The 23,581-nt window shown below is 60.5% G+C and carries 25 protein-coding genes; 19 read left to right on the top strand and 6 right to left on the bottom strand.

Annotated features, from left to right (window positions below; genetic code table 11):
• Positions 1–27 precede the first annotated feature (27 nt).
• Positions 28–1,008: an NADPH:quinone reductase gene (locus MK208_RS18380; protein WP_294118982.1), complete on the bottom strand. Its 981-nt coding sequence runs from the start codon at positions 1,006–1,008 to the stop codon at positions 28–30.
• An 86-nt stretch (positions 1,009–1,094) separates the two neighbouring features.
• On the bottom strand, positions 1,095–1,511 hold the full coding sequence (gene irrA / locus MK208_RS18385) for an iron response transcriptional regulator IrrA (RefSeq protein WP_294118983.1): 417 nt from the start codon (positions 1,509–1,511) through the stop codon (positions 1,095–1,097).
• A 181-nt stretch (positions 1,512–1,692) separates the two neighbouring features.
• Here irrA and fabA point away from each other — a divergent pair, with 181 nt between their 5' ends.
• On the top strand, positions 1,693–2,199 hold the full coding sequence (gene fabA, locus MK208_RS18390) for a bifunctional 3-hydroxydecanoyl-ACP dehydratase/trans-2-decenoyl-ACP isomerase (protein ID WP_294118985.1): 507 nt from the start codon (positions 1,693–1,695) through the stop codon (positions 2,197–2,199).
• A 183-nt stretch (positions 2,200–2,382) separates the two neighbouring features.
• Positions 2,383–2,790, top strand: a complete 408-nt coding sequence (locus MK208_RS18395; RefSeq protein ID WP_294118987.1) for a GFA family protein — start codon at positions 2,383–2,385, stop codon at positions 2,788–2,790.
• A gap of 91 nt (positions 2,791–2,881) precedes the next feature.
• On the opposite strand, the gene MK208_RS18400 is transcribed toward MK208_RS18395, so the two are convergent.
• Entirely contained in the window at positions 2,882–3,043 is a 162-nt protein-coding gene (locus MK208_RS18400; protein WP_294118989.1) for a hypothetical protein, read from the bottom strand.
• A 246-nt stretch (positions 3,044–3,289) separates the two neighbouring features.
• Here MK208_RS18400 and fabB point away from each other — a divergent pair, with 246 nt between their 5' ends.
• Complete coding sequence (fabB, locus tag MK208_RS18405) at positions 3,290–4,519, top strand: beta-ketoacyl-ACP synthase I (RefSeq protein ID WP_294118991.1); 1,230 nt, start codon at positions 3,290–3,292, stop codon at positions 4,517–4,519.
• Between the two features lie 63 nt (positions 4,520–4,582).
• Here the strand turns inward: fabB and MK208_RS18410 are convergent, their stop codons facing one another.
• Positions 4,583–5,638, bottom strand: coding sequence for a nitronate monooxygenase (locus tag MK208_RS18410; protein ID WP_294118993.1), 1,056 nt, complete (start codon positions 5,636–5,638; stop codon positions 4,583–4,585).
• A 262-nt stretch (positions 5,639–5,900) separates the two neighbouring features.
• Here MK208_RS18410 and MK208_RS18415 point away from each other — a divergent pair, with 262 nt between their 5' ends.
• Complete coding sequence (locus tag MK208_RS18415) at positions 5,901–6,230, top strand: hypothetical protein (protein ID WP_294118995.1); 330 nt, start codon at positions 5,901–5,903, stop codon at positions 6,228–6,230.
• A 707-nt stretch (positions 6,231–6,937) separates the two neighbouring features.
• On the opposite strand, the gene MK208_RS18420 is transcribed toward MK208_RS18415, so the two are convergent.
• Positions 6,938–7,366: a peptidylprolyl isomerase gene (locus tag MK208_RS18420; RefSeq protein WP_294118997.1), complete on the bottom strand. Its 429-nt coding sequence runs from the start codon at positions 7,364–7,366 to the stop codon at positions 6,938–6,940.
• Positions 7,367–7,507: 141 nt separating this feature from the next.
• Between MK208_RS18420 and MK208_RS18425 the strand changes: the two genes are divergently transcribed.
• The 10 genes from MK208_RS18425 (at position 7,508) to MK208_RS18470 (ending at position 16,631) form a co-directional block, all read left to right on the top strand.
• Positions 7,508–8,194, top strand: a complete 687-nt coding sequence (locus MK208_RS18425; RefSeq protein ID WP_294118999.1) for a haloacid dehalogenase type II — start codon at positions 7,508–7,510, stop codon at positions 8,192–8,194.
• Entirely contained in the window at positions 8,194–9,039 is an 846-nt protein-coding gene (locus MK208_RS18430; protein WP_294119001.1) for an alpha/beta hydrolase, read from the top strand. Before MK208_RS18425 ends, MK208_RS18430 begins: the two co-directional genes overlap by 1 nt.
• Positions 9,003–10,010: a threonine/serine dehydratase gene (locus tag MK208_RS18435; RefSeq protein ID WP_294119002.1), complete on the top strand. Its 1,008-nt coding sequence runs from the start codon at positions 9,003–9,005 to the stop codon at positions 10,008–10,010. Before MK208_RS18430 ends, MK208_RS18435 begins: the two co-directional genes overlap by 37 nt.
• A 173-nt stretch (positions 10,011–10,183) precedes the next feature.
• Positions 10,184–11,386, top strand: coding sequence for an endonuclease/exonuclease/phosphatase family protein (locus MK208_RS18440; RefSeq protein ID WP_294119003.1), 1,203 nt, complete (start codon positions 10,184–10,186; stop codon positions 11,384–11,386).
• A gap of 2 nt (positions 11,387–11,388) precedes the next feature.
• Complete coding sequence (gene pcaD / locus MK208_RS18445) at positions 11,389–12,177, top strand: 3-oxoadipate enol-lactonase (protein WP_294119005.1); 789 nt, start codon at positions 11,389–11,391, stop codon at positions 12,175–12,177.
• The gene (locus MK208_RS18450) at positions 12,170–12,892 is read left to right on the top strand and encodes an alpha/beta fold hydrolase (RefSeq protein ID WP_294119006.1); all 723 of its coding nucleotides are present in this window, start codon (positions 12,170–12,172) and stop codon (positions 12,890–12,892) included. The genes pcaD and MK208_RS18450 overlap by 8 nt, the downstream gene beginning before the upstream one ends.
• A gap of 19 nt (positions 12,893–12,911) precedes the next feature.
• Positions 12,912–13,676: a hypothetical protein gene (locus MK208_RS18455; protein ID WP_294119007.1), complete on the top strand. Its 765-nt coding sequence runs from the start codon at positions 12,912–12,914 to the stop codon at positions 13,674–13,676.
• 172 nt (positions 13,677–13,848) lie between these two features.
• Positions 13,849–15,051, top strand: coding sequence for a TCR/Tet family MFS transporter (locus MK208_RS18460; protein ID WP_294119008.1), 1,203 nt, complete (start codon positions 13,849–13,851; stop codon positions 15,049–15,051).
• Between the two features lie 93 nt (positions 15,052–15,144).
• Positions 15,145–16,233, top strand: a complete 1,089-nt coding sequence (locus MK208_RS18465) for a Zn-dependent alcohol dehydrogenase (protein WP_294119009.1) — start codon at positions 15,145–15,147, stop codon at positions 16,231–16,233.
• A 26-nt stretch (positions 16,234–16,259) separates the two neighbouring features.
• Positions 16,260–16,631: a hypothetical protein gene (locus MK208_RS18470; protein ID WP_294119010.1), complete on the top strand. Its 372-nt coding sequence runs from the start codon at positions 16,260–16,262 to the stop codon at positions 16,629–16,631.
• Here the strand turns inward: MK208_RS18470 and MK208_RS18475 are convergent, their stop codons facing one another.
• On the bottom strand, positions 16,632–17,495 hold the full coding sequence (locus MK208_RS18475) for a LysR family transcriptional regulator (protein WP_294119011.1): 864 nt from the start codon (positions 17,493–17,495) through the stop codon (positions 16,632–16,634).
• A gap of 116 nt (positions 17,496–17,611) precedes the next feature.
• Between MK208_RS18475 and MK208_RS18480 the strand changes: the two genes are divergently transcribed.
• The 5 genes from MK208_RS18480 (at position 17,612) to MK208_RS18500 (ending at position 23,505) form a co-directional block, all read left to right on the top strand.
• Positions 17,612–18,739, top strand: a complete 1,128-nt coding sequence (locus MK208_RS18480; RefSeq protein ID WP_294119012.1) for a TauD/TfdA family dioxygenase — start codon at positions 17,612–17,614, stop codon at positions 18,737–18,739.
• Positions 18,736–19,332 carry an HD domain-containing protein gene (locus MK208_RS18485; RefSeq protein WP_294119014.1) on the top strand — a complete coding sequence of 199 codons (597 nt, stop codon included), beginning with the start codon at positions 18,736–18,738 and terminating at the stop codon, positions 19,330–19,332. Before MK208_RS18480 ends, MK208_RS18485 begins: the two co-directional genes overlap by 4 nt.
• A gap of 122 nt (positions 19,333–19,454) precedes the next feature.
• A complete protein-coding gene (locus MK208_RS18490; protein ID WP_294119015.1) occupies positions 19,455–20,684 on the top strand; it encodes a mandelate racemase/muconate lactonizing enzyme family protein in 1,230 nt (409 codons plus the stop codon).
• Between the two features lie 103 nt (positions 20,685–20,787).
• The gene (locus MK208_RS18495; protein ID WP_168591570.1) at positions 20,788–21,078 is read left to right on the top strand and encodes a metalloregulator ArsR/SmtB family transcription factor; all 291 of its coding nucleotides are present in this window, start codon (positions 20,788–20,790) and stop codon (positions 21,076–21,078) included.
• 3 nt (positions 21,079–21,081) lie between these two features.
• Positions 21,082–23,505, top strand: coding sequence for a ligase-associated DNA damage response DEXH box helicase (locus tag MK208_RS18500; RefSeq protein WP_294119016.1), 2,424 nt, complete (start codon positions 21,082–21,084; stop codon positions 23,503–23,505).
• Positions 23,506–23,581 lie beyond the last annotated feature (76 nt).

The raw sequence follows: 23,581 nt of genomic DNA on the forward strand, positions 1-23,581 counted from the left end.
GTCCCACTTTTCTCGAAACGCTGCGCGTCAGCACTTTACCAACACGGCCCCTGTGCGCCCGCCGGCCTCCACCATCTCATGGGCCGCCGCAGCCTCTTCCAGAGCAAACACATTGGGCGCATCCAGCTTCAAAGCCCCATCCGCAAAAGCCCCATGCAACCGCGCAATCGCCGCCATACGCTCCTTCAACGGTAGAATGTAGATCAACGAGATATCCAGCTTTAAGGCCTTAAACAGCATCGGCCCAAACGGCATTTCCGGTGCCATGTCCTTGGCAGAGCCATAGGCCGCAATGGTGCCCAGCGGTTTCATCACCTCGGTCAGCAACGGCAAGTTTGGCCCCAGCTCGACCTCAACGGCGCGATCCACACCGTCACACACGTCCAATATGTCCGCCACCAATGTCGGGCTGGCATAATCAAACACATGTGTCGCGCCCGCTGCTTTCACGCGTGCCACATCCCGCGCCCCGCAGGTCGCAATCACAGTCGCCCCGCCCCAAGCCGCCAGTTGCACCGCCAAAAACCCAACCGAGCCGCCACCACCGGACACCAGCACCGTTTGACCCGCCACATCGCCGCCGCCAAACACCGTTTGCGCCGCTGTCAGCCCCGGAATGCCCATCACCGCGCCATCCTCGAGCGTTACACCAACCTGCAAGGCCACCGCCTGCTCCGCTGGCACGGCGATATACTCCGCGCAGGTGCCAAACGGCCGCTGCCATTGCCCATTCCAGAGCCAAACACGCTCGCCGACACGCGCAGCATCCACACCGTCGCCCACCGCCTCAATCACGCCAGCCCCATCGCTGTGCGGCACAATCACCTCAAACGATGGCTTGGTCACGCCTGGCCGAGATCCACTGCGCGCCTTGCAATCTGACGGATTCACGCCGGAATAGGCCACGCGCACCAACACCTCGACCGCCCCCGCTTTCGGCGTTGCCAATTCCTCAACCTTCAACACATCCCGCGCGGGTCCAAAGCCCCGCCACGTCACTGCTTTCATGACACATCCTCCCTGCTTGGCGCCCATGCTGTCACAGGCCCAAATCAAGGACAATTGCTCTCAGAAAGTTTGACCCAGCGTCGCGCTCAGGTCCGGCGCAGGCGGATCACCACGTCGATCTTGGAAATCTCCGCACCCTCAGGCGCACCAGGCAGCCGGGCAATCTCCAGCTCTTCGGCTGGCGCATCTGTCAGCACCCGATCGTCTTCCCAGAAGAAATGCGGATGGTCGCCGGTGTTGGTGTCAAAATAGCTTTTCGCACCATCCACCGTGATTTCCTGCATCAGCCCCGCGTCACAAAACGCCCGCAGCGTGTTGTAGACCGTGGCCAAAGACACGCTGTCACCATGCTCGCGCACGGAGGCAAACAGGCTTTCCGCCGTTACATGCCGGTCGTTTCCGTCGCCTACCAGCAAAGCGGCCAGCGCCACACGTTGTCGTGTTGGGCGCAGTCCAGCCGATGCGAGCCATTGGGTGCCGTTGCGAAGTGCCTCAGTGGTCATCTGTCTATTCCTGTGCGTCAGTTGCATATTTAGCGCAAAACCGCGCCGGAGTTCAAATGAAAATGAGTCGCAAACAATTCTCTACCCCGTCGCCCATCTGCTGACACTTGCCTTGCAGGGACGGGCTGGCAGGTGATAAAGCAGGCAAAACCAACCCCAGAATGACAAGGGACCACCCAGAATGGCCGACTATCCCACGAGCTTTGACAAAGACGACCTGCTGAAATGCGCCCGTGGCGAATTGTTTGGTCCCGGCAACGCGCAACTGCCCGCCCCGCCCATGCTGATGATGGACCGCATCACCGACATCTCCGCCGACCGCGGTGAGTTTGGCAAAGGCCACGTGGTTGCTGAGTTCGATATCACCCCGGACCTGTGGTTCTTTGAATGCCACTTCCCCGGCAACCCAATCATGCCAGGCTGCTTGGGTCTCGACGGCCTGTGGCAGCTGACCGGCTTCAACCTCGGCTGGCGCGGCATGCCCGGCAAAGGCATGGCGATGGGCGTGGGCGAAGTGAAGCTCAAAGGCATGGTCAAACCGGACCGCAAGATGCTCACCTACCACGTAGACTTCACCCGCATCATCGACCGCAAGCTGAAGCTGGGCGTGGCCAACGGCAAAGTCTTTGCTGACGGCGAAGAGATCTATGAGGTGAAAGACATGAAAGTTGGTCTGGCAGCAGAATAAGACCACATCAACAGTCTGAATAAAAAGAAAGAGGCCCCCGGGCCTCTTTCTTTGTTGCTGCGCCGGCGCACACTGGACTCCCGCAAAACACGTTTTGGTGACGTCGCGCCCCAACACTTGATCCACATTCCGCTACACCCGTAGTCTCGCCGCACAAAACCGCGAACAGACAAGGGACAGCCCATGACACATCTCACAGGTCAATGCCTCTGCGGCGAAATCTCATTTGAAGCGGACGGCGACGTGCCAGTCATGGCCAACTGCCACTGCACCGCTTGCCGCCATTCCACCGGCAGCGCTTATGCCACGCTGATGTTCATGAAACAGGACGACATCAAAATCACCGGCACGCCCAAAACCTTCTCTCACGGCTCAGATGCGGGCACCACGATGACCAAGCACTTCTGCAGCACCTGCGGCACACCCTTGTTCACGCAAAACTCCGCCCGCGAAGGCATGCTGGGCATCCGCGCTGGCAACATCAACGAACACACTGAATTTGCCCCAAAGGCCAATGTCTACGTATCCAGCAAACTTGGAGCGACCATCTTAGAGGACAACATTCCGGCGTTTGACAAAATGCCAGGGTAATCGCTTCCCCTTTTGGCTTCAATTTTCGCTTTTGCAGCAGGCCGTTTGCGCAACATGAGAATGGCTGTCCGTCCCCGGACAGGCCGCTGCCCTACTCGGACGCTTTGGATGCGTTTTGCTGTTCCATGGCCTCTTTGCGTATCTTGTTGTCCTTGTCGTAGTGCCATTTGATGGCAAAATACGCGCCTATTCCCAAGACGATGATTTTAAAAGGAAAGAAGACGAGAGGGAAAAAATCAGACCAATGGGTCATCACACCTATCCGCGCTGTTAGATGAGTCTATCAGTGTTCACTTCATCTCATCCTAAAAGTGTCTAACACCCGCCAAATTGCCGCAGCTAAAACACTTCTTGCAGTACCTCTCCCAAGACGTTCCAATCTCTTCAGTATTCGCAAACGCATACAAGTCCCCCCCGGCCACCTCTCAATTCCAAGCCACCTTGCGCCGCCCCCCCTTCATCCCCTACATAGTGCTCAACAAACTATGGGAGAGCGCACATGCGTCGCGTCGTCGTTACCGGACTGGGTATCGTATCCTCGATTGGCAACAATGCCGAAGAAGTCACCGCCTCGCTAAAAGCGGGCAAATCCGGCATTTCCGCCAGCGCTGAAATGGCGGAGCACGGCTTCCGCAGTCAAATCGCCGGCCACATCGACATCGACATCAAAGAGTTGGTCGACAAACGCACCCTGCGCTTCATGGGCCCCGGCGCGGCCTACGCCCACATCGCCATGCAGCAGGCCATCGCCGACGCGGGTCTGTCTGAGGATCAGGTTGTCAACGAGCGCACCGGCCTTGTCGCTGGCTCCGGCGGCCCGTCCACCTCTGCCATGCTGACCGCGCACCAGACGGTTGCCAAAACCGGCGCGACCAAGCGCATTGGGCCGTTTGCGGTGCCAAAATGCATGAGCTCGACCATCTCCGCCAACTTGGCCACCGCCTTTAAGATCAAAGGCATCAACTATTCGATCACCTCCGCCTGCTCCACCTCCCTGCACTGCATCGGCAACGCCGCAGAGCAGATCATGATGGGCAAGCAGGACGTGATGTTTGCCGGTGGCGGCGAAGAACTCGACTGGACGCTTTCTTGCCTGTTTGACGCCATGGGCGCGATGAGCAGCAAATACAACGACACCCCGGAAAAAGCCTCTCGCGCCTTTGACGCGGACCGCGACGGCTTCGTCATCTCCGGCGGCGGTGGCATTGTGGTTCTGGAAGACCTCGAGCACGCGCTGGCCCGTGGTGCCAAAATCTACGCCGAGGTCACCGGCTTTGCCGCAACATCTGACGGTCACGACATGGTCGCCCCATCCGGTGAAGGCGGCGAACGCGCCATGCGTTTGGCCACTGCCACGCTGCCAGAAGACCGCAAAGTCAGCTACATCAACGCCCACGGCACTTCCACGCCGGTTGGCGATGTTGGCGAAGTTGAGGCCGTGCGCCGCGTCTTTGGCGAAGGCACCACACCACCGATCTCTTCCACCAAATCCATGACCGGCCACGCTCAGGGCGCGGCGGGCGCATTGGAAGCGATCTTCTGCCTGCTGATGCTGGATGGCGATTTCATCACACCCTCGATCAACGTGGACAACATGGACCCGGCGATCAACCCGGGCGAAGTCGCGACCGATCTGGTGGAAAACGCCGGTCTGGACACAGTGATGACCAACAGCTTTGGCTTTGGTGGCACCAACGGTTCGATGCTGCTGTCCAAATACCGCGGCTAAGCACAGTCCCTTTAAGCAAGCTTTCAGAGATGCCCCCTCGCGGGGCATTTCGCATTTCTGGGGTCAGGCTTGCGCCGCGTTGAGCTCCGCGCCAATGGCTTCCAAAATCTCTGCCGCGCCGCCAGACCGCACCCGCGCCACGCCGGTGCCCGCCCATTGCGCGCCAAAGCCCGTCTCCCCTGCCGCCTTCGCCGCCGCATTCAGTGCCTTGCCCGCATCATAGGTCACTGGGTAGTCCGGCACTTTGGCGTGCAAGCCCTGCCCCAGCTTCACAAAATCATTCCGCAAACAGCGGGCCGCACGCCCGGAAATAGATGTGGTCAGTACCGGCGGCCCCTGCTCCGGGTCCCGCAACGCCGCGCGATACGCCGCATCCGCCGCCGACTCCGCGCAATCCAGAAACGCCGTGCCCAGCTGCGCCGCCGCAGCCCCCCGCGCCAAGGCCCGCGCCACATCCGCGCCATCCATCAAACCGCCTGCGGCAATCACCGGCAGCTCACAGGCCGCCACCAGCCGCTCCACCAAGGCCAACGTCGGCAGCGCTTCAACCTCGACATCAGGATCAAAGGTCCCCCGATGGCCGCCCGCCTCAATGCCCTGCGCCACAATCGCATCCACACCAGCCAGCTCACAGCCCTGTGCCTCATCCACATTGGTCGCACTGGCAAACACCAGATTGCCCGCGGCCTGCAATTCCGCAATCCACGCCTTGTCCGGCAGGCCAAAGTGCAGGCTCACCACCCCCGGCGCCTCCTCGATCAACATGTCACACATCGTCCGATCCACCACAAAGCTGGTGTAAATCTCGTGCAACGCCTCAGGCGGCTTCGCCCCAAACCGCGCAAACGTCGGCGTCAGGGCGGCCAGCCAGTCGGCCTCCACATCCGCATCCCGCAGCGCAGGCGCGTGGCAAAACACATTGGCATTAAACGGTCGATCGGTCAGCCCCCGCGTTGCGCGCACCATTTCCCGCGCACCGTCCACGCCCGCCGCGCCAAGGCCCAGCGCCCCCAAACCACCGGCATTGCTCACTGCCGCTGCCATCTGAGGCGTCGACACCCCTGCCATTGGTGCCTGCAACAGCGGCCAACTGAGTCGCAAAACTGCACTTAAATTCATAAAAAACGGCCTCCCACCGCGCAGGCTAGCGCAGCTTCGACAAAAGAAAAGTGCCGAAAACTACGCACAGGACACATTTTTCATCCATGGATCAACGGCTGCCGCGCCAAATACGCAAATTAAATCAAGAGCTAAGGGTCTGTCTCACTGCCGACGCTCAAAAAGTAGGCGCATACCGCCCAAAATTACCGCTTGGAAACACTGCACAATCCCCCCTATGAACCGCCCAATCACTCCCCCGACTCTCTGTGGACTTCGCACTATGCACTTCGTCGCTCTCTTGATCGCCGGTCTAGGCGTGCTGCTTCTGCTCTATCTCTCCAGCGTCTCTACCGCGGCGAAGCCACGCCTGAACCGCGCGGAGCCGCTGCTTGTTGTTGTGAGCTTGGTGGCGATCTTTTGGGCGTTACAAACCACTGTGACAGACAGTGCGCAGACGGACTTGCAGAGCCCATCAAAATCGATGTTGCACGATCTCTATTTTGAGAAACACTGCGCAAACCATCTGGGCGGCGCGGTGTCCTACACAAATGGCTTTGCCTACTGTCACCGCGACGATCTGATCGTGGACACCTTTGTCAAATCCCAATAGCCGATGCCACCGATACCCCGCCAATCTAGCGGGCTGTATAGCTCAAACAGCCTTGTCCAAAACCACCGCGTTTTGACAGACAAGCGCCCCGCTCACGCAGACAAATCCAACGTCCGACAAGCGCACAAAAGCCAAAACACGCCGGCAACGGCATGAATTCCCAGCAGATGCACGCCCCCAATTATAATATTTTTCTTCACATATCAGACTCTTAACTTACACCCCCTGGAGATACTCACGCAAAACTTGTATAGCCATTTAAAAAACATTTTTGATAATCAACACGCTTGTGCAATACGAAGTTACCCTACGACACTTACGTTTTTGGATCTGCGTGCACATGCCGGCCATTTCGCTCATTTTTGCCACGTTTGGCATGGCCCTATTGGTCCTACTGGCGACCAATACCTTTCATGGTCGGCCATTGCTAAAACGCATGGAACCTATCCTGGCGGTTATCAGCGTGATGTTTGTGTTTTTGGCGCTCCAGACAGCCACTTCCATCGGGCCGACGGGAACTCCTGCCTTGGCGGCACCATCATCCGGGCCAATCGCGGAACTGGCGCAAAGATGTCTCGCACAAGCCCAATCCAGACAGCTCTGTTAGGATCACGCAGGGTCACCAACCAAATCTCGCACTCGCGCCCGAAATAAAAAGCTCACCGCGAACGCGGTGAGCCCAAAAAAATCTCAAAAAATCCAATGGATCAGTTGATCGACACCAGTTCGATCGCAAAGGTCAGATCTTTGCCCGCCAGCATGTGGTTTGCGTCCAGCTTCACAACTTCCTCGGTGATTTCCACCACGGTCACAGGCACAACCTGACCGGTTGGGGACTGCATCTGCAGCTGCAGACCAATTTCCAGCGGGATCTCTGCCGGGATCTGCTCGCGTGGCACATCCTGAATCGCTTCCTCGTGGCGTGGGCCATAGGCCTGATCCGCCGGGATCTCCGCCACTTTCTTCTCACCCACGCTCATGCCGTCAACGGCGGTGTCAAAGCCCGGGATCACCTGACCGCTGCCCAAGGTGAACTCCAGCGGATCGCGGCCCTCGGAGCTGTCAAAAACAGAGCCATCGCTCAGGGTGCCGGTGTAGTGGATGCGGACGGTGTCGCCCGATTTTGCTGCGGTCATAAAATGTCCCATCTGTCAGCTTTGTCCGACCCCTCCGGCCGGCTTGAGGCGCGCACCCTATAGCCCTCGCGTCTATTTGTAAAACAGGCCTTTTCGCCTCGCGCCAAACCTGCCACTCTGCCGGCGACACGGGAGGACACCATGGCCATCACCACCTGCATTTTTGACGCCTACGGCACGCTGTTTGATGTTGCCGCCGCAGCCCGCGAAGCCGCCTCAGAGCCGGGCCGCGAGGCCTTTGCCCAACATTGGCAAAAGGTGGCCGACGATTGGCGCCTGAAACAGCTGCAATACACCTGGCTGCGCGCCGTGGCTGACGCCCACACCGACTTCTGGGAGGTCACGCAAAACGGCCTCGACTGGGCGCTGGAAGCCTCCGGCCTGCAAGGTGACCCGGAACTGCGCGAACGCCTGCTGTCACTTTACTGGGAGCTCTCCGCCTACCCCGAGGTGCCCGACATGCTCGCCAATCTTAAGGCGGCTGGCATGAACACCGCGATCCTGTCCAACGGCTCACCCGACATGCTCACCGGCGCGGTGGACTCCGCAGGTGTGCAAGAGTTCCTCGATGATGTGCTCAGCGTCGAAGACGTGCAGATCTTCAAACCCGCCGCCGTGGTCTATGACCTTGTTGGGAAACGCTTCAACTGCGCCAAAGACGATGTCTTGTTTGTCTCCTCCAACGGCTGGGACGCGGGCTGCGCCACCGGCTACGGCTTCACCACCGCGTGGGTGAACCGCGCAGGTGAGCCCGTCGACCGCCTGCCATGGACACCCACTCACATTCTATCTGACCTCACCAGCATTCCCGATCTCACGAGTTCCTGATGCCCCATTTCACCACCTCTGATGGCCTGTCGCTCTATTATGATGACACCGGCGGGCCCGGCCCGATTGTGCTCTGCCTCTCCGGCCTGACCCGCAACGCCAGTGATTTTGACTATGTGCGGCCGCATTTGAAAGACGCCCGTGTGATCCGCATGGACTACCGCGGTCGCGGCCAGTCCGAATGGGCCGAAGACTTCAACACCTACAATCTCGCACGCGAAGCCCAAGACGCGCTTGAGCTGCTCGATCACCTTGGCATCGACAAAACCGCCATCCTTGGCACCTCACGCGGCGGCCTCATTGCGCTCACGCTGATGGAAATGGCCCCAGACCGCCTCACCGGTGTCTGTTTCAACGACGTGGGACCGGTGATCGAAACTGACGGCCTGGAAGTCATCCTTGTCTTCATCGGCCGCAAACCCGTCTGGACCACCCGCGCGGAGGCCGCCGAGGCCCTCGCCACCCGTCTGCCCGGCTTTCACAACGTGTCCTCAAGCCGTTGGGCAGAAGAAGCCGCACACCACTTTGTCGAAACTGACGATGGCCTCAACATCAACTACGACCCAAAACTGCGCAACGCCGTGCTGGCCGAATTTGATCCCAAAGCCCCCGCAGGCGACCTATGGCCTCAGTTTGACAAGCTCAGTGGTCGCCCCCTCGCCGTCCTGCGTGGTGAGAACTCCGACATTCTGAGCCAAGAGACCTACACCGAAATGCAGTCCCGCGCGCCCATGCTGGCCGCCGAGGTCAAAGACCGCGCCCATGTGCCCTTCCTTGACGAACCAGAGTGCCTCAACGTCCTGCACCAATGGATCGCGCAATTGCCGAACGGAGAGCCCGCATGAACATCGACATGATCCGCGCCGCCGCCTTGCGCATCAGGGGCCACGCCCGTGTCACCCCCATGCTGACCTCGCCGTTCCTGGACGAGATTGCGGGTCGCCGCGTGTTGGTCAAAGCCGAAAACCTGCAACACACTGGTTCTTTTAAGTTTCGCGGTGGCTGGTCGGCGGTGTCCGCCATGGATGACGCCACCCGCAAACGCGGCATCATCGCCTATTCTTCCGGCAATCACGCCCAAGGCGTCGCCGCCGCCGCTGCCGCCCATGGCGCCCCCGCCGTAATCGTCATGCCAGAAAACGCCCCCAAGCTGAAAATCGACAACACCCGGGCGCTCGGGGCGGAAGTGGTGCTTTATGACCGCGCTGGCGGCGAAAGCCGCGAGGAGGTTGGTGGCAAAATCGCCGAGGACCGCGGCCTGACCCTGATCCGCCCCTATGACGAGCCGCAAGTGATCGCGGGCCAAGGCACCACCGGCCTTGAGATCGCCACCCAAGCCACCGCGCTGGGCGTGACCTCCGGTGACGTCATCGCCTGTTGCGGCGGCGGCGGGTTGACGTCGGGCATTGCGCTGGCGCTCGAAGCCGAAGCGCCCAACATGCGCGTGCGCCCCGCCGAACCCGAAGGTTTTGACGACACCGCCCGCTCTCTCGCCACCGGCCACAAACAACGCAACCCCACCGAAACCGGCTCGCTCTGTGATGCCATCATCACCCGCGAACCCGGCGACCTCACCTTTCCGATCCTGCAACGTCTTGCAGGTCCCGGCCTTGTGGTCACCGAGGACGAAGCCCTGCACGCCATGTCGCTCGCCTTCAAACGCCTGAAAATCGTTGTGGAACCCGGCGGCGCCTGTGCCCTTGCCGCCGCTCTGTTTAATGGCGACAAAATCGAAGGCGACGCCGTTGTCGCTGTCTGCACCGGCGGCAATGTCGACACCGATGTCTTTGCCGATGCTCTTAAAAGGTTCCCCTAAAAAAGGATCGCGCCCGACACCGAAGGGCGGCTCTCAACATGACACCTCAATGCCCCGCTCACACCGCCACACGCTGTGGCCTCCGTTGCAACATCGCGCCCGCCCTTGGGGGGCGGGGTCGGGCGCGATCCGAGACGCGCTGCGCCTCGGCTTCAGTGCTTTAGGCTTATGTTATGACCAATTTCACCATCGCCTCTTTCAACGTGAAAAACCTGATCGGGCCGGATCAGGAATACTACACCTTCCAATCCTACACCCCCGAAGAACACGCCTGGAAAGAGGACTGGACCGCCTCCCAGCTCTTCTCCATGGACGCCGACATCGTCGGCTTTCAGGAGATCTTTGACGAACGCTCTCTACAAGCTGTCATCGCAGAGGCCGACCGCATTGGAGAAGAGTCCAACGCCGCGGTGATCCCGGACAAATCCAAGCGCTACCACCGCAAAGCGATCTTTCGCAAACTGGGCTATACGCCTTATGGCGACGGCGGCCTGTTTGTGGCGCCCAACGTAAACGACACCGGCGAGCCGGGCAAACGCCGCCCCGGCGTCGCCATCCTGTCGCGCTACGGCTTTGCCGAGCCTCCCGAGATCATCCAAGAGCTTGAAACTCCTGTCGAAATCCCCTTCCAGGGCCTGGACGGCGACGACAGCGGCGCCTTTGTCCTGCGCCGCACCTCCCGCCCGATCTTGAAGGCGCGCATCCCTGTGGGCGATCAAGTCATCACCGTCTTCAACTGCCACCTTAAATCCAAATTGGGCGAATTCACCCGCGACGAAAACGGCAACGCCACCGAGGCCGATCTCACCAACTACGACCCACTGGGCCGCGCCATGGGCGCCATGCGCGCCGCCCTGCGCCGCATGGCCGAAGCCTGGGTCCTGCGCCGCGCCATCGTGGACGAACTCAACCAAGGCCGCCCGGTCATGGTGCTGGGCGATTTTAATGACGGCGAGCACGCGGTCAGCTCCGAAATCATCTCCGGCGAAGTGCCCTTCCGCAACTACAGCTGGATGCTGCGCCACGACGCCAAACACGCCAATGACCGCTACACCCGAAAAGAAAACGACGCCATCCAACAGGCCGTCACCTCTGTCCGCCTGACCTCTGCCGAGGCCTTGTTCACCCGCAAATCCCTGCGCGACATGGTCTACACCACCGCCTTTGGAGGGGTTTACGAAAGCATCGATCAAATCTATCTCAGCCAGCACTTCCACCCGGACAACCCGGACCGCCTCGGCGAGATGGAATACTTCAGCGTATTCAACGACCATCTCACCGATGGCAGCCACGCCGAAGCGCCCTATAACAAGCTTGCCTCTGACCACGGGCAAATCATGGCCCACATGCGCCTTAGAACCGACGACCAAGACTGACCATGCCAACCGCCACGCTCAACCAACTCGACATCCACTACCGCGACGAAGGCGACCCCAACGGTGCGCCGGTGCTGTTCATCAACTCGCTCGGCACCACGCTGCACCTCTGGGACCCGATCCTGCCATATCTGCCCGAGGGCCTGCGCATCGTCTGCTATGACATGCGTGGACATGGCGAAACGGAGGTGCCGCCTGCCCCCTACTCAATGGGCACATTGGTGAAAGACGCAGAAGCGCTGCTGGAGCATCTTAACATCAAAGACGCGCTGGTGGTCGGCCTGTCGATTGGCGGCATGGTCGCGCAGGGCCTCGCTGTCAAACGCCTCGATCTGGTGCGCGCCATGGTGCTCTCCAACACCGCCGCCAAAATCGGCTCTCCTAAGATGTGGCAAGACCGCATCGACATGGTCACCACCAAGGGCCTGCCCGCCATGTCCGCTGACATCATGCAGCGCTGGTTCTCACGCGATTTCCATAGCCGCCCGGAATTGGCCCACTGGAAAGCCATGCTGGAAAGCACCCCAACCGAGGGCTACGCCGGATGTTGCGCCGCCATCCAAGGCACCGATTTCTACACGCCCACCTCCGGTCTGCGTCTGCCCACGCTGGGCATTGCCGGATCCGAGGACGGCGCCACGCCCCCCGATCTGGTGCGCGAGACCGTCGAGCTGATCCCCGGCGCGCGCCTGGAACTGCTGCGCCGCACCGGCCACCTACCCTGCGTGGAAAAGCCAGAAGACTACGCCGCGCTGCTCACAACCTTCATGAAAGAAACCGGCCATGTCTGACATTCTACTGGTGCACGGCACTTGCCACGGCGCCTGGTGCTTCCGCGACCTGATCCCCGCACTTGAAGCCCTCGGCCATACCGCCCGCGCCATCGACATGCCGTCGCATGGCAACGACACCACCCCTGTTGAAGACGTCACACTCGACAGCTGCGCCCAGTCCATCGTCGACGCTTTGGGGGAAAATACCGTTGTCCTAGGCCACAGCTGGGGCGGCTTCCCGATCACCCGCGCCGCGGACATGGCGCATGAAACCAGCCAAAGCAAAATCGCCCGCCTGATCTATCTCTGTGCCTATGCGCCCTGGGATGGCTACTCACTGGCCGAAATGCGCCGCGCCGCACCCCGTCAGCCGCTGATGAAAGCCGTGGAGAGATCCGCTGACGGCCTCAGCTACACTATCGATCCTTCCCAAGTGCGCGACGCGTTCTATCACGACTGCCCCGAAGGCACTGCCGACTTCGCGCTGACGTATCTCACGCCACAATCCATCGCTGCCCAAGAGACCAAAATCGCGCTGGGGGACGGCCACCGCCAAACCCCACGCAGCTACATCCGCTGCAGCGATGACCAAACCATCCCGCCAGAATTTCAGGCCACAATGACCAAAGACTGGCCCGCCACAGACGTCTACGAGATGTCCACCAGCCACTCCCCCTTCTTTGCCGATCCAGAGGGCCTTGCCGCCCTGATCGACCAAATCCTGAAAGACTGACGACAGAAAGATCGCGCCTATGACCGCCTCTGTTTTTGACAGCCCGATGTTCACCAAGCTTTACCCGGTGGGCGAAGCAGGTCGCTTGTTCACCCACAGCGCCGAAATCCGCGCCGCTTTGCTGGTGCTGGGCACGCTGGCCAAGGTGCAGACCGAACGCGACGAGATCCCCGAAGACAGCGCCTTTTTCATCCACCGCAGTTCGATGGAGGTGCAGATTGATCCGGCAGGACTGGCCGAGGGCGTTGCCCAGGATGGCAGCTACATTCCGGCTTTGGTCGCTGCCTTCGACAAAGCGATGGAAGCGCCGGAGCACAGCAAACACATCCTGCACAACACCAATCCGCAAGACGTTGCCGACACCGCGCTGATGCTGCGCCTGCGCCAGCTTCTAACACAAGCCGAGACCGCGCTGAAAACCCTGCCCGACAGCGACGCCCGCACCACATTGTTGGCTGATCTGCCGATGATCCGCGACACCTGTTTGCGGGTCGCTTTCACCGATGCGCCGGAGATCGGCACCGCCATTGGCGAGGCCCTCAAACTCGGCGCACCCCAAGACGCCCGCGCGCCTATCCGCACCATTGCCAACTGGCTCACGCTGGCAGGTGACACCACTGCAAACACTGCGCCGGCAACTCCTGCCAACGCCGCCCTGCATGCCCAGCTTTTGGGTCTCAACGCGCTATTTCAGGAAACATCAGATGCCGCCAGCGAGGCGCTGTATCTGCCGCAAATCGCGCTCAGCAGCCTGTCCTTGCTACTCATGGCGTCCGCTGCCTAAACCCTGCTTGCCGTCACGGCAGGCTTGCAGCCTCCTAGAGGCAACACCAGTTTGCACAACACGTTTAAGCCCTCCTTCTGCCACCGGTAGACTGTGGGCCCCTGCCTTAGTAATCAGTTGACCCCCTCGCGAATTCCTGCCCTGATACAGCCATAGAGTTAAAGTCATTATCATGCGCAACCGCCTGCCAATATTTGTTATTCTCGCCACAGTGATCATCGATGCCATGGGCATCGGCCTGATCATCCCGGTGATGCCAGACCTCATTCAGGAGGTAACCGGCGGCGACCTTGGCGCAGCGGCGATTTGGGGCGGCATTCTCTCAACCGTCTTTGCCTTCATGCAATTCCTTTGCGGTCCGCTTCTTGGCAATCTTTCGGACCGCTTTGGCCGCCGCCCCGTATTGTTGGTGTCGCTTGCCGTGATGTCAGCGGACTATGTGATTGTGGCGCTGGCACAGAACATCTGGATTCTGGTGATCGGTCGCATTGTCGCCGGGATCACCGCCGCCACCTACGCCACCGCCATGGCCTATATGGCGGACATTTCGAAACCTGAGGAAAAGGCCAAAGCCTTTGGCCTTGTCGGCGCAGGCATCGGCGTGGGTTTTGTCCTTGGTCCCGCGCTCGGCGGTTTGCTCGCCCAATTTGGCACCCGCGCGCCTTTCTGGGCGGCCGCCGTGCTGGCAGGCGGCAATGCCCTTCTAGGGTGGTTTGTCCTGAAAGAAACCGTGACCGAGGCCAACCGACGCGTGTTTGAATGGCGTCGCTCCAACCCGCTTGGGGCCCTAGCTGCACTCAACACCTTGCCCAATATGAGCAAACTTCTGGTGGTGTTTTTCCTCTATCAGGTTGCCGCCGCCGTCTATCCGGCAATCTGGCCTTACTTCATCATCGAGAGGTTCGGCTGGTCCGAAGGCATGATCGGCCTCAGCCTCACCGCCTACGGCCTGTGTTACGCCATCGTGCAAGCCACACTCATCGGCCCGACCGTGAAATGGATGGGCAACCGCCGCACTGTGACCCTCGGGCTCGCTCTGGAGGTCGTCGCGCTGGTCTATCTCGGGTTCATCAATACTGGCCTGCTGTTGTTCATAGGCATTCCCGTTGCCGCGCTTTCCACCATTGGCCTGCCAGCGCTGCAAGGCATCATGTCCCGCCGCGTGTCCGATGACGCGCAGGGTGAGCTGCAAGGCCTGTCCTCCTCCTTGACCTCCCTCGCCCACATCCTCGCGCCTTTGGTGATGACACAAACATTTGCCTACTTCTCCGACGACCACGCGATCCTCTACCTGCCTGGCGCACCTTTCCTGCTCTCCGCCGTCCTAATTGTCTTTGCAATAGTGGTTTTTGCAAAGTCACGTCGCGCCACTTAGGCCAAAAACGACACCCTTTGTCTGGATTGAACCATCCGTGCGGGCCTAAGCTGGCCAAAACTGGATGTGACACCAAACACAAGGGACCCGCCCATGAGCACCATCAAAGCCGCCGTCTGCCATGAATTTGGTCAGCCCCTTGTTGTTGAGGACGTCACCCTGCGCGCACCGCAAATGGGTGAGATCGAGGTCAAACTCTCCGCCGTCGCCATCTGCCACTCTGACATCTCTTTTGCCGACGGTGCCTGGGGCGGCAGCTTGCCCGCGGTCTACGGCCACGAAGCCGCGGGTCACATCACCTCTGTGGGCGACGGCGTGGTTGGCCTGGCCGAAGGCGACCCCGTTGTGGTCACCCTGATCCGCGCCTGCGGCACCTGCCCGACCTGTTCTGAGGGCAAACCCGTGATCTGCGGCACGCCGTATGATGGCGACAAAGGCCCGCTGGCCACTGTGGACGGCGGCAAACTGCACCAGGCCATGGCCTGCGGCGCCTTTGCTGAAAAGGTCGTGGTGGACCAATCTCAGGTGGTGAAAATCTCTGAAGACATCCCAATGGACGCCGCCAGCCTGATTGCTTGTGGCGTCATCACCGGCGTTGGCGCAGTGGTGAACGCCGCCCAAATCCGCGCCGGTCAGGACGTGGTGGTGATTGGCGCAGGCGGCGTCGGCCTCAACGCCATCCAAGGCGCACGCATCGCCGGTGCGCGTCGCATCGTCGCTGTCGACATGAGCAAAGAGAAACTTGAAATCGCCAAAGAATTCGGCGCCACAGACGGCGTGCTCGCCACCGACAAAAAACCCTTCATCAAAGCCATGCGCGCCATGGGCCGGGGCGCGGACGCGGTGATCGTCACCGTAGGCGCCATCCCCGCCTATGACGACGCCCCCCGCTACCTCGCACCGGGCGGCAAGGTCATCATGGTCGGCATGCCGCACTCCGGCGCCAAATCCACCTACGAGCCTGTCATCCTCGCCGCCATCGGTCAGGGCATGCAGGGCTCCAAAATGGGCGACGTCGTGATCAAACGCGACATCCCATGGATGGTTGACCTCTATGAGCAAGGCCGCCTGAAACTCGACGAGCTCATCTCCGGCCGCTGGACGCTGGATCAGATCAACGAGGCCATCGCCGACACCAAAACCGGTAGCGCAAAGCGCAATGTGATTGTATTTGACAGCTAACGTCCCAATCGCTCCCGGAGGCCCCCGTGCTCAAGTTTGTCACCGAGCTGTTCAAACCCAACGCCCCCAAGGCGCCGCTGCCCATCACGTCGGAAACCTCGATGAACTTCGACAGCCTAGAAGTGGCGCCTTTCCTCACGCAACTGGCCAACAACAGCCGCTTTGCCTTCCCGGAAGACATTGCCAGGTCCATCGGCACCGCCGTGGGCGACATCCCGGTTGAAGATACAAAACGTTGGAAGATCACAGCCGACTTTGACGGTCAGCCCATCTTGATGGAAATCGAAGCCTTCATGGACGACGTCGACGCCCCGGACCTCTATTTCTTCAGCACCCAAGCCGCGATTAGTGAAATCGAGCGCGAACTCGAAGCCTTTGCCGAGGCCATCGGCACGTAACTACGCCGCGCCGTCCACCAAACAGTCCGACAACTGCCGCCACTGCCGCCGCGACAGCCGTTCCTTGGCACCGAGCAGCCAATAAGTCTCGTGGTGACGCAGCACCTCATCTGTGACCTGCACCAACCGCCCTGAATCCAACTCCGCCTGCACCAAGGGCAAAGACGCCAGCAGCACCCCCTGCCCGGCCCGCCCCGCCGCCAGCCCCGCACAAAAACTGTCAAACCGCAGATGCGCCACCGGCGTTGTCGGCGTGTCTGTCTGTGCACACCACCGCCGCCAGCTTGGCCGCGGCCCGGACACTGACAGGCGCGGCAACACCCGCCAATCCCCTTGCGCCAGCAGCTCAGGCGCCACCACCGGGCTCAACCGCTCTTCATAAAGCGGCACCGCATAGGCCACCGGCCAATCTCCACTGCCATAGCGGATGCGCACCGCCGCGTCATCTTTGGCATCACCGGAGGCCACCACCATTGTGCTCAGCGTGATCTGCGCCCCGCTGACCTCCGCCAACCGCCCCAAACGCGGCACCAGCCACAGCTCATTCACCGACGCGCTTGCCGAAATCGTCAGCCGATTCCGCGACACGCCAAACAGCGCCTCCGTGCTGTCACGCAACCCCACCAGCGCCGCCTGCACATGTGGCAGCCAGGCCTCGCCATCCACTGTCAAGATGATCCGCCGCGCTTGCCGCACAAACAGCTGCGTCCCCAGCCGCGCCTCCAGATTGCCAATGCGCTGGCTGATCGCCGATTGCGTCAACCCGGTTTCCTGCGCCGCCGCTGTAAAACTGCCCAACCGCGCCGCCGCCTCAAACGCCCGCACCCACTCTAGTGGCAGATGATCAAACCCAGCCTTATCCATTATCAAAACCGTCCCTCAGGATGAAAAAGGATAACTTGAGTTTATGCCTGCGCATCCCCAGTTTGTCGACAAGACATCACAAGCCCTAACGCCCTCGCCTAACCCAAGGACATCTCATGACCCAGGTGCAGCTCTCCCCCGACAATCAGGTCCTAACGCTTACTACGCCCTCTGACACTTTTCGCTACCACGGCGTCTGGCTCCGGCACAACGCGCTGGATGCCGACACCCGCGATCCCGGCAACGGCCAACGACTAATCACACTGGCCAACCTTCCCGACACTTGCGCCTTGTCTAAGGCAGAAGTCACCGACGACACCGTCACTGTTACCTTTGCCGAAGACAAGAAAACCGTCACCTTCCCGGTCGCTTGGCTTCTCAGCAATGCTTATGACCGCCAGCAAGACACCACGTTGGGCCACCTGCCAGAGCACGCCGAGACTTGGGGTGAAGCCCTTAACGAAGACGTGCCCACTGGCCACTACCCTGACCTCACGAGCAACCCGGACGCAAAACGCGGATGGCTTGCCGCCATCCGCCGCTACGGCTTTGCCAAAGTCACCGGCCTGCCCACGGAATCCGGCGCTCTGTTCAAAGTGGTCAACCTCTTCGGCTACGTCCGTGAGACCAACTACGGCCGCCATTTTGAGGTCCGCACGGAGGTCAACCCAACCAACCTCGCCTTCACCGGCCTCGGGCTGCAAGCCCATACCGACAACCCCTATCGCGATCCGGTGCCAACCCTGCAAGTCCTGTCCTGCCTTGAGAATTCCGCCGAAGGTGGCGACAACATGGTGGTCGACGGCTTTGCAGCCGCGCAAAAGCTGCGCGAGATCAACCCTGAAGGCTTTGCACTCTTGCACAGCCATTCCGCGCGTTTTGAATACGCAGGCGAAGCGGGCGTACGCCTCACCTCCCGCCGCCCTGTGATTGGCCTCTCTCCCGAAGGCACGTTACAAAACATCCGGTTCAACGCCCGCTCCGCTGCCGCGCCGGTCGACGTGCCGTTTGACAAAATGCCCGCCTACTACGCAGCGCTGCGCCAGCTGTCCGACATCATCGACGACCCGGCATCAGAAGTCCGCTTCAAACTGGCTCCCGGCGAGGCCTTCATTGTCGACAACACCCGCGTGTTGCACGCCCGCAAAGGCTATTCCGGCGCTGGCAAACGCTGGCTGCAGGGTTGCTACGCGGACAAAGACGGGCTGCTCTCCACCCTCGCAGCGCTGGAGGCAACTGCATGAACCCGGATTTCTCCACACTGACGCGAGACAACATCGTGGCCTTCTTAGGCGACATCTTTGACCGCCGCGGCGGCGAGGAATACCTTGGCGAACCGGTCACCATGGCTGAACACATGCTGCAAGGTGCCACCATTGCCGAACAAAACGGCATGCCCGAAGACGTGATTGTCGCCGCGCTGCTGCATGACATCGGCCATTTCACGTCGGAGTTTGGCACCTACCACCCCGACGACACCGAGGACCGCCACCACGAAGACGCGGGCGCCGAAGTGCTTGCCCCCTTCTTCCCCTCGGTGGTCACCGACTGTGTGCTCTACCACGTCGCCGCCAAACGCTACCTCTGCGCCACCAAACCGGAGTATTTCAAACGGCTCTCCGCCGCCTCTGTGCACACTTTGGAGCTGCAAGGCGGCCCGATGTCGGACGACGAGGTCGCCACTTTTGAGGCCAACCCAAATCTGGAGAAGATCATTCAGGTCCGCTACCTCGACGAGGCCGGCAAACGCGCTGACATGGTCACGCCGGACTTCTGGCATTTTGCCCCGATGGTACAGCGCGTGGTGGACGCACATCTTAACGTGTCTTCAAGTTAACAAACGCAACGGGCAAATACGCACCACCGCAAAACAGTCGTGATACCGACAAAATACCGACGTTGATTTTGAGGTCAAAAAGGCCCCTTACTTCACCGAACGCTGTTGTAAGGACCACGCCGATGAAGCTCACCGATCTGGATATCATCGTCACCGCGCCCCCCGCCCCCGGTTGGGGCGGGCGCTACTGGATTTTGGTGAAACTTCAAACGGATATCGGCATCACGGGCTGGGGCGAATGTTACGCCTCCTCCGTTGGCCCCGTCGCCATGGAAGCGGTGATTCGTGATGTTTTTGAACGGTATTTTGAGGGCGAAAACCCTGAAAACATTGAACGTTTGTTCCGCCGCACTTACTCTTCGGGATTTACGCAACGCCCTGATTTAACGGTTATGGGCGCCTTCTCCGGCCTCGAAATCGCCTGTTGGGACATCTTGGGCAAAGATCGCGACCGCCCTGTTTACGCCCTTCTAGGCGGATTGATGAACGAACGCCTGCGCGCCTACACCTACCTCTATCCCCTTGAGCACCACAACATTTCCGACTTCTGGACGTCTCCGGAAATGGCCGCCGAAAGCGCGCTGGCGATGGTGGACAAAGGCTACACAGCGGTGAAATTCGACCCTGCAGGCCCCTACACCATGCGCGGCGGCCACATGCCCGCCATGAGCGACATCTCCATGTCCGTCGCCTTCTGCGCTGCCATCCGCGAAGCCGTTGGAAACAAAGCAGATTTACTCTTCGGAACCCACGGTCAATTCAACACTGCAGGTGCCATCCGCCTTGGACAAGCCTTGGAGCCTTATAGCCCCCTCTGGTTCGAAGAGCCGACCCCGCCAGACAACCTCGAAGACATGGCCCGCGTTGCGAAAAACGTAAGGATTCCAGTGGCTACCGGCGAACGCCTGACCACCAAATCCGAATTTGCCGCCGTCCTGCGCGCCGGTGCCGCCGAAATCCTGCAACCCGCCTTAGGACGTGCAGGCGGCATCTGGGAAATGAAAAAAGTCGCTGCAATTGCAGAGTGTTACAACGCCCAAATGGCCCCACATCTCTATGCCGGCCCCGTTGAGTGGGCCGCCAACATCCACCTCGCGGCCTCAATCCCCAACCTTCTGATGATCGAGACCATCGAGACCGAGTTCCACGACGCCCTCATCGCATCCTCCATCAAGGTCGAAAATGGTTTTGTCACGCCACCAACCACCCCCGGACTGGGCATAGAGGTCAACGAAACCCTTGCCAGACAACATAAATTTGACGGCAACGGCCTGCACTTGCAAATGCAGGACGCGCCTTGTGACTACGTAAACGGCAACTCTTTTGCCGGTGGAGCGCCACCAAAATCCTAACACACCTCGAAAACCGAGGCGGTCGATGTTATATCAGGCGCAGTCAGGAGTAACTGGGCCCAATACCGTGAATATCCAAACCCCACCAGCACCGCCCTCCGAGATGGAGAAAAACGCCGAAGCCGCCGCCGCTTACCTTAAAACGCTGGCGCATTCGGGCCGTTTGATGATCCTGTGCCACCTCGGGTCTGGTGAAAAATCGGTGTCGGAACTGGAAGCGCTGTTGGACCTGCGCCAAGCCGCCGTGAGCCAGATGCTCGCCCGCCTGCGCGAAGAGGGCTTGGTCACCACACGGCGGGATGGAAAAACCATCTTTTACAGTCTGGCGGACGACAACACCTCTCAGGTTATCTCTCTGTTGTATAACCTTTTTTGCGCGCCTGACGCGACCTGAGCCTTGCCGGACACAACGGCGCTACCGCAAAACATCGAAGCCTGGTTTGCCAAACGAAACTGGCAGCCGCACCCGCATCAGCGCGACATGCTGGCCCGCGCCGAGGATCCCTGCACCCTGCTGATCGCCCCCACCGGTGGCGGCAAGACCCTTGCCGGTTTCTTGCCGACCTTGGCCGACCTCGCCACCACGCCGCATGACGGCCTGCACACGCTCTACGTTTCCCCGCTCAAGGCGTTGGCGGCCGACATCAAACGCAACTTGCGCGCGCCAGTGGAAGAGATCGGCCTCGACATCCGCATCGAGGATCGCACCGGCGACACCTCGCAAACCGTCAAGAAACGCCAGCGTGTAGACCCGCCGCACATCCTGCTCACGACACCAGAAAGTCTCGCGCTTTTAACCTCTTACGAAGACGCCCCCCGCATCTTCAAAGGCCTCAAACGTGTGGTGGTGGACGAAATCCACGCGCTAGCGGAAAGCAAACGGGGCGACCAACTCTTCCTCGCGCTCGCCCGGCTGCAATCCCTCTGCCCCGATCTCAAACGCGTCGGCCTCTCCGCGACAGTCGACCACCCCGAAGACATCGCCAAGCTGCTCGCACGCAATCCCGATCCCTGTGAAATCCTCTACGCCGATCCCGGTCCGGCACCCGATATTGCCATGCTGGAAACCGAAGAAGCCCCACCCTGGCTCGGCGGCGGCGCGGCCTACGCCATCCCTGCGGTTCTGGAGCAGGTCAAGGCGCACAAAACCACACTGATCTTCCACAACACCCGCGCGCAGGCGGAAATATTCTTTCACAATCTGTGGCTTGCCAATGACGACGCCCTGCCGATTGGCATCCACCACGGCAGCTTGGACCGCGAACAGCGCGAGAAAGTCGAGGCCGCCATGGTGCGGGGCGACCTGCGCGCCATTGTCTGCACTGGCAGCCTGGATCTCGGCATTGACTGGGGCGATGTGGACCTTGTCATTCAGGTCGGGGCCCCCAAAAACGTCAAGCGCCTGGTGCAACGCATCGGCCGCGCCAACCACCGCTACAATGCCCCCTCCAAAGCACTGCTGGTGCCCGCCAACCGATGGGAAGTCGTGGAATGCATCAACGCGTTGCAAGCAGTGCAGGAGGGCGATCTGGACGGCGACCCGCGCGGCCCCGGCCCCCGCGACGTACTGTGCCAGCATATCCTGCTGCGCGCCGCCTCCGGCTCGTTTGATGCGGACGACCTCTACACCGAAATGACCAGTGCGGGCGCCTATGTGGACCTGTCCCGCGATGCCTTTGACACCTGCTTAGAGTTCTGCGCCACCGGCGGCTACGCCCTAAAGGCCTATGACCGCTGGCAACGCCTGCAACGGCGTCCCGACGGCCAATGGCAGCTGCGCGATCCCCGCGCCGCCGCCCGCCTGCGCATGAACGCGGGCACCATTCAGGACAGTGACACCCTGAAGGTACAATTGAAACGCAACCTCGGCGGCAAACCATTGGGGGAAGTCGAAGAGGCCTTTGCTGCAACGCTTTCTGCAGGCGACACCTTCCTGATTGGCGGGCAGATTGTGCGCTACGAAGGCCTGCGCGACATGACCGTACAAGTCTCACGCAACGCCACCCGCAAACCCCGCGTGGCCGTGTTTTCCGGCACCAAATTCTCCACATCCACACAACTATCGCAGCGCACCTTGCGCTACTTGCAAGCGGACAACTGGCCCGACCTGCCCGCCCACACGGCAAACTGGCTGCACCTCCAGCGCAGCATGTCCCGATTGCCGGAACCAGATCGATTGTTGGTGGAAACCTTCGAGCGCGACGGACGGCAAAATATGTGCGTCTACGGCTTTGCCGGGCGCAATGCGCAGCAAACCCTCGGCCTATTGCTGACCAAACGCATGGAAGACATGGACCTCGCCCCGATGGGGTTTGTGTCCTCAGACTATGCCACGCTGATTTGGGGGCTGGACGAAGTGACCGACCCGCGCCCGCTATTTGACCTAAAGACATTGAAAGACGGCTTGGACGGCTGGCTGGCGGGCAATGCGCTGATGAAGAAAACCTTCCGGGGCGCCGCCACCATTGCTGGCCTGATCGAGCGCAACACTCCAAGTGCGCGCAAGTCGGGGCGGCAGGCAACGTCTAGTTCAGACATTCTTTACGATACCCTGCTCAAATACGATCCTGATCACGTCTTGATGCAAATCACCCGCGAAGAGGCGTTGCGCGGTCTGGTCGATTTTTCTCGGATCGAAGCGTTGCTCAAAAGTGTCGAAGACCGGATAGACCACGTCGTCGCGCCGCATGTCACGCCACTGGCCGCGCCGCTGTTGTTGGAAGTTGGCAAAGTGCCCGTGCAAAGCGGCAGCGCGGAGGAACGGCTGCTCGCGGAAGAAACCGAAGCGCTTATGAACGACAGCGGGCTCGCAAAAGTTTAGGTTGTGCACGCTGGCACGCTCAAAGCAGCGTAAAATCCGGAAAAATGTTCGAATTCTGCAAGGGGTGAAACTGCCC

Origin of the sequence: Shimia sp. (assembly GCF_022448905.1) — a bacterium.
Classification (GTDB): Bacteria; Pseudomonadota; Alphaproteobacteria; order Rhodobacterales; family Rhodobacteraceae; genus Shimia.

Bases quoted from the DNA above. Each gene is read 5' to 3' on its own strand.
- MK208_RS18380 (WP_294118982.1), bottom strand. From the start codon at position 1,008: ATGAAAGCAGTGACGTGGCGGGGCTTTGGACCCGCGCGGGATGTGTTG.
- irrA (WP_294118983.1), bottom strand. From the start codon at position 1,511: ATGACCACTGAGGCACTTCGCAACGGCACCCAATGGCTCGCATCGGCT.
- fabA (WP_294118985.1), top strand. From the start codon at position 1,693: ATGGCCGACTATCCCACGAGCTTTGACAAAGACGACCTGCTGAAATGC.
- MK208_RS18395 (WP_294118987.1), top strand. From the start codon at position 2,383: ATGACACATCTCACAGGTCAATGCCTCTGCGGCGAAATCTCATTTGAA.
- MK208_RS18400 (WP_294118989.1), bottom strand. From the start codon at position 3,043: ATGACCCATTGGTCTGATTTTTTCCCTCTCGTCTTCTTTCCTTTTAAA.
- fabB (WP_294118991.1), top strand. From the start codon at position 3,290: ATGCGTCGCGTCGTCGTTACCGGACTGGGTATCGTATCCTCGATTGGC.
- MK208_RS18410 (WP_294118993.1), bottom strand. From the start codon at position 5,638: ATGAATTTAAGTGCAGTTTTGCGACTCAGTTGGCCGCTGTTGCAGGCA.
- MK208_RS18415 (WP_294118995.1), top strand. From the start codon at position 5,901: ATGCACTTCGTCGCTCTCTTGATCGCCGGTCTAGGCGTGCTGCTTCTG.
- MK208_RS18420 (WP_294118997.1), bottom strand. From the start codon at position 7,366: ATGACCGCAGCAAAATCGGGCGACACCGTCCGCATCCACTACACCGGC.
- MK208_RS18425 (WP_294118999.1), top strand. From the start codon at position 7,508: ATGGCCATCACCACCTGCATTTTTGACGCCTACGGCACGCTGTTTGAT.
- MK208_RS18430 (WP_294119001.1), top strand. From the start codon at position 8,194: ATGCCCCATTTCACCACCTCTGATGGCCTGTCGCTCTATTATGATGAC.
- MK208_RS18435 (WP_294119002.1), top strand. From the start codon at position 9,003: ATGGATCGCGCAATTGCCGAACGGAGAGCCCGCATGAACATCGACATG.
- MK208_RS18440 (WP_294119003.1), top strand. From the start codon at position 10,184: ATGACCAATTTCACCATCGCCTCTTTCAACGTGAAAAACCTGATCGGG.
- pcaD (WP_294119005.1), top strand. From the start codon at position 11,389: ATGCCAACCGCCACGCTCAACCAACTCGACATCCACTACCGCGACGAA.
- MK208_RS18450 (WP_294119006.1), top strand. From the start codon at position 12,170: ATGTCTGACATTCTACTGGTGCACGGCACTTGCCACGGCGCCTGGTGC.
- MK208_RS18455 (WP_294119007.1), top strand. From the start codon at position 12,912: ATGACCGCCTCTGTTTTTGACAGCCCGATGTTCACCAAGCTTTACCCG.
- MK208_RS18460 (WP_294119008.1), top strand. From the start codon at position 13,849: ATGCGCAACCGCCTGCCAATATTTGTTATTCTCGCCACAGTGATCATC.
- MK208_RS18465 (WP_294119009.1), top strand. From the start codon at position 15,145: ATGAGCACCATCAAAGCCGCCGTCTGCCATGAATTTGGTCAGCCCCTT.
- MK208_RS18475 (WP_294119011.1), bottom strand. From the start codon at position 17,495: ATGGATAAGGCTGGGTTTGATCATCTGCCACTAGAGTGGGTGCGGGCG.
- MK208_RS18480 (WP_294119012.1), top strand. From the start codon at position 17,612: ATGACCCAGGTGCAGCTCTCCCCCGACAATCAGGTCCTAACGCTTACT.
- MK208_RS18485 (WP_294119014.1), top strand. From the start codon at position 18,736: ATGAACCCGGATTTCTCCACACTGACGCGAGACAACATCGTGGCCTTC.
- MK208_RS18490 (WP_294119015.1), top strand. From the start codon at position 19,455: ATGAAGCTCACCGATCTGGATATCATCGTCACCGCGCCCCCCGCCCCC.
- MK208_RS18495 (WP_168591570.1), top strand. From the start codon at position 20,788: ATGGAGAAAAACGCCGAAGCCGCCGCCGCTTACCTTAAAACGCTGGCG.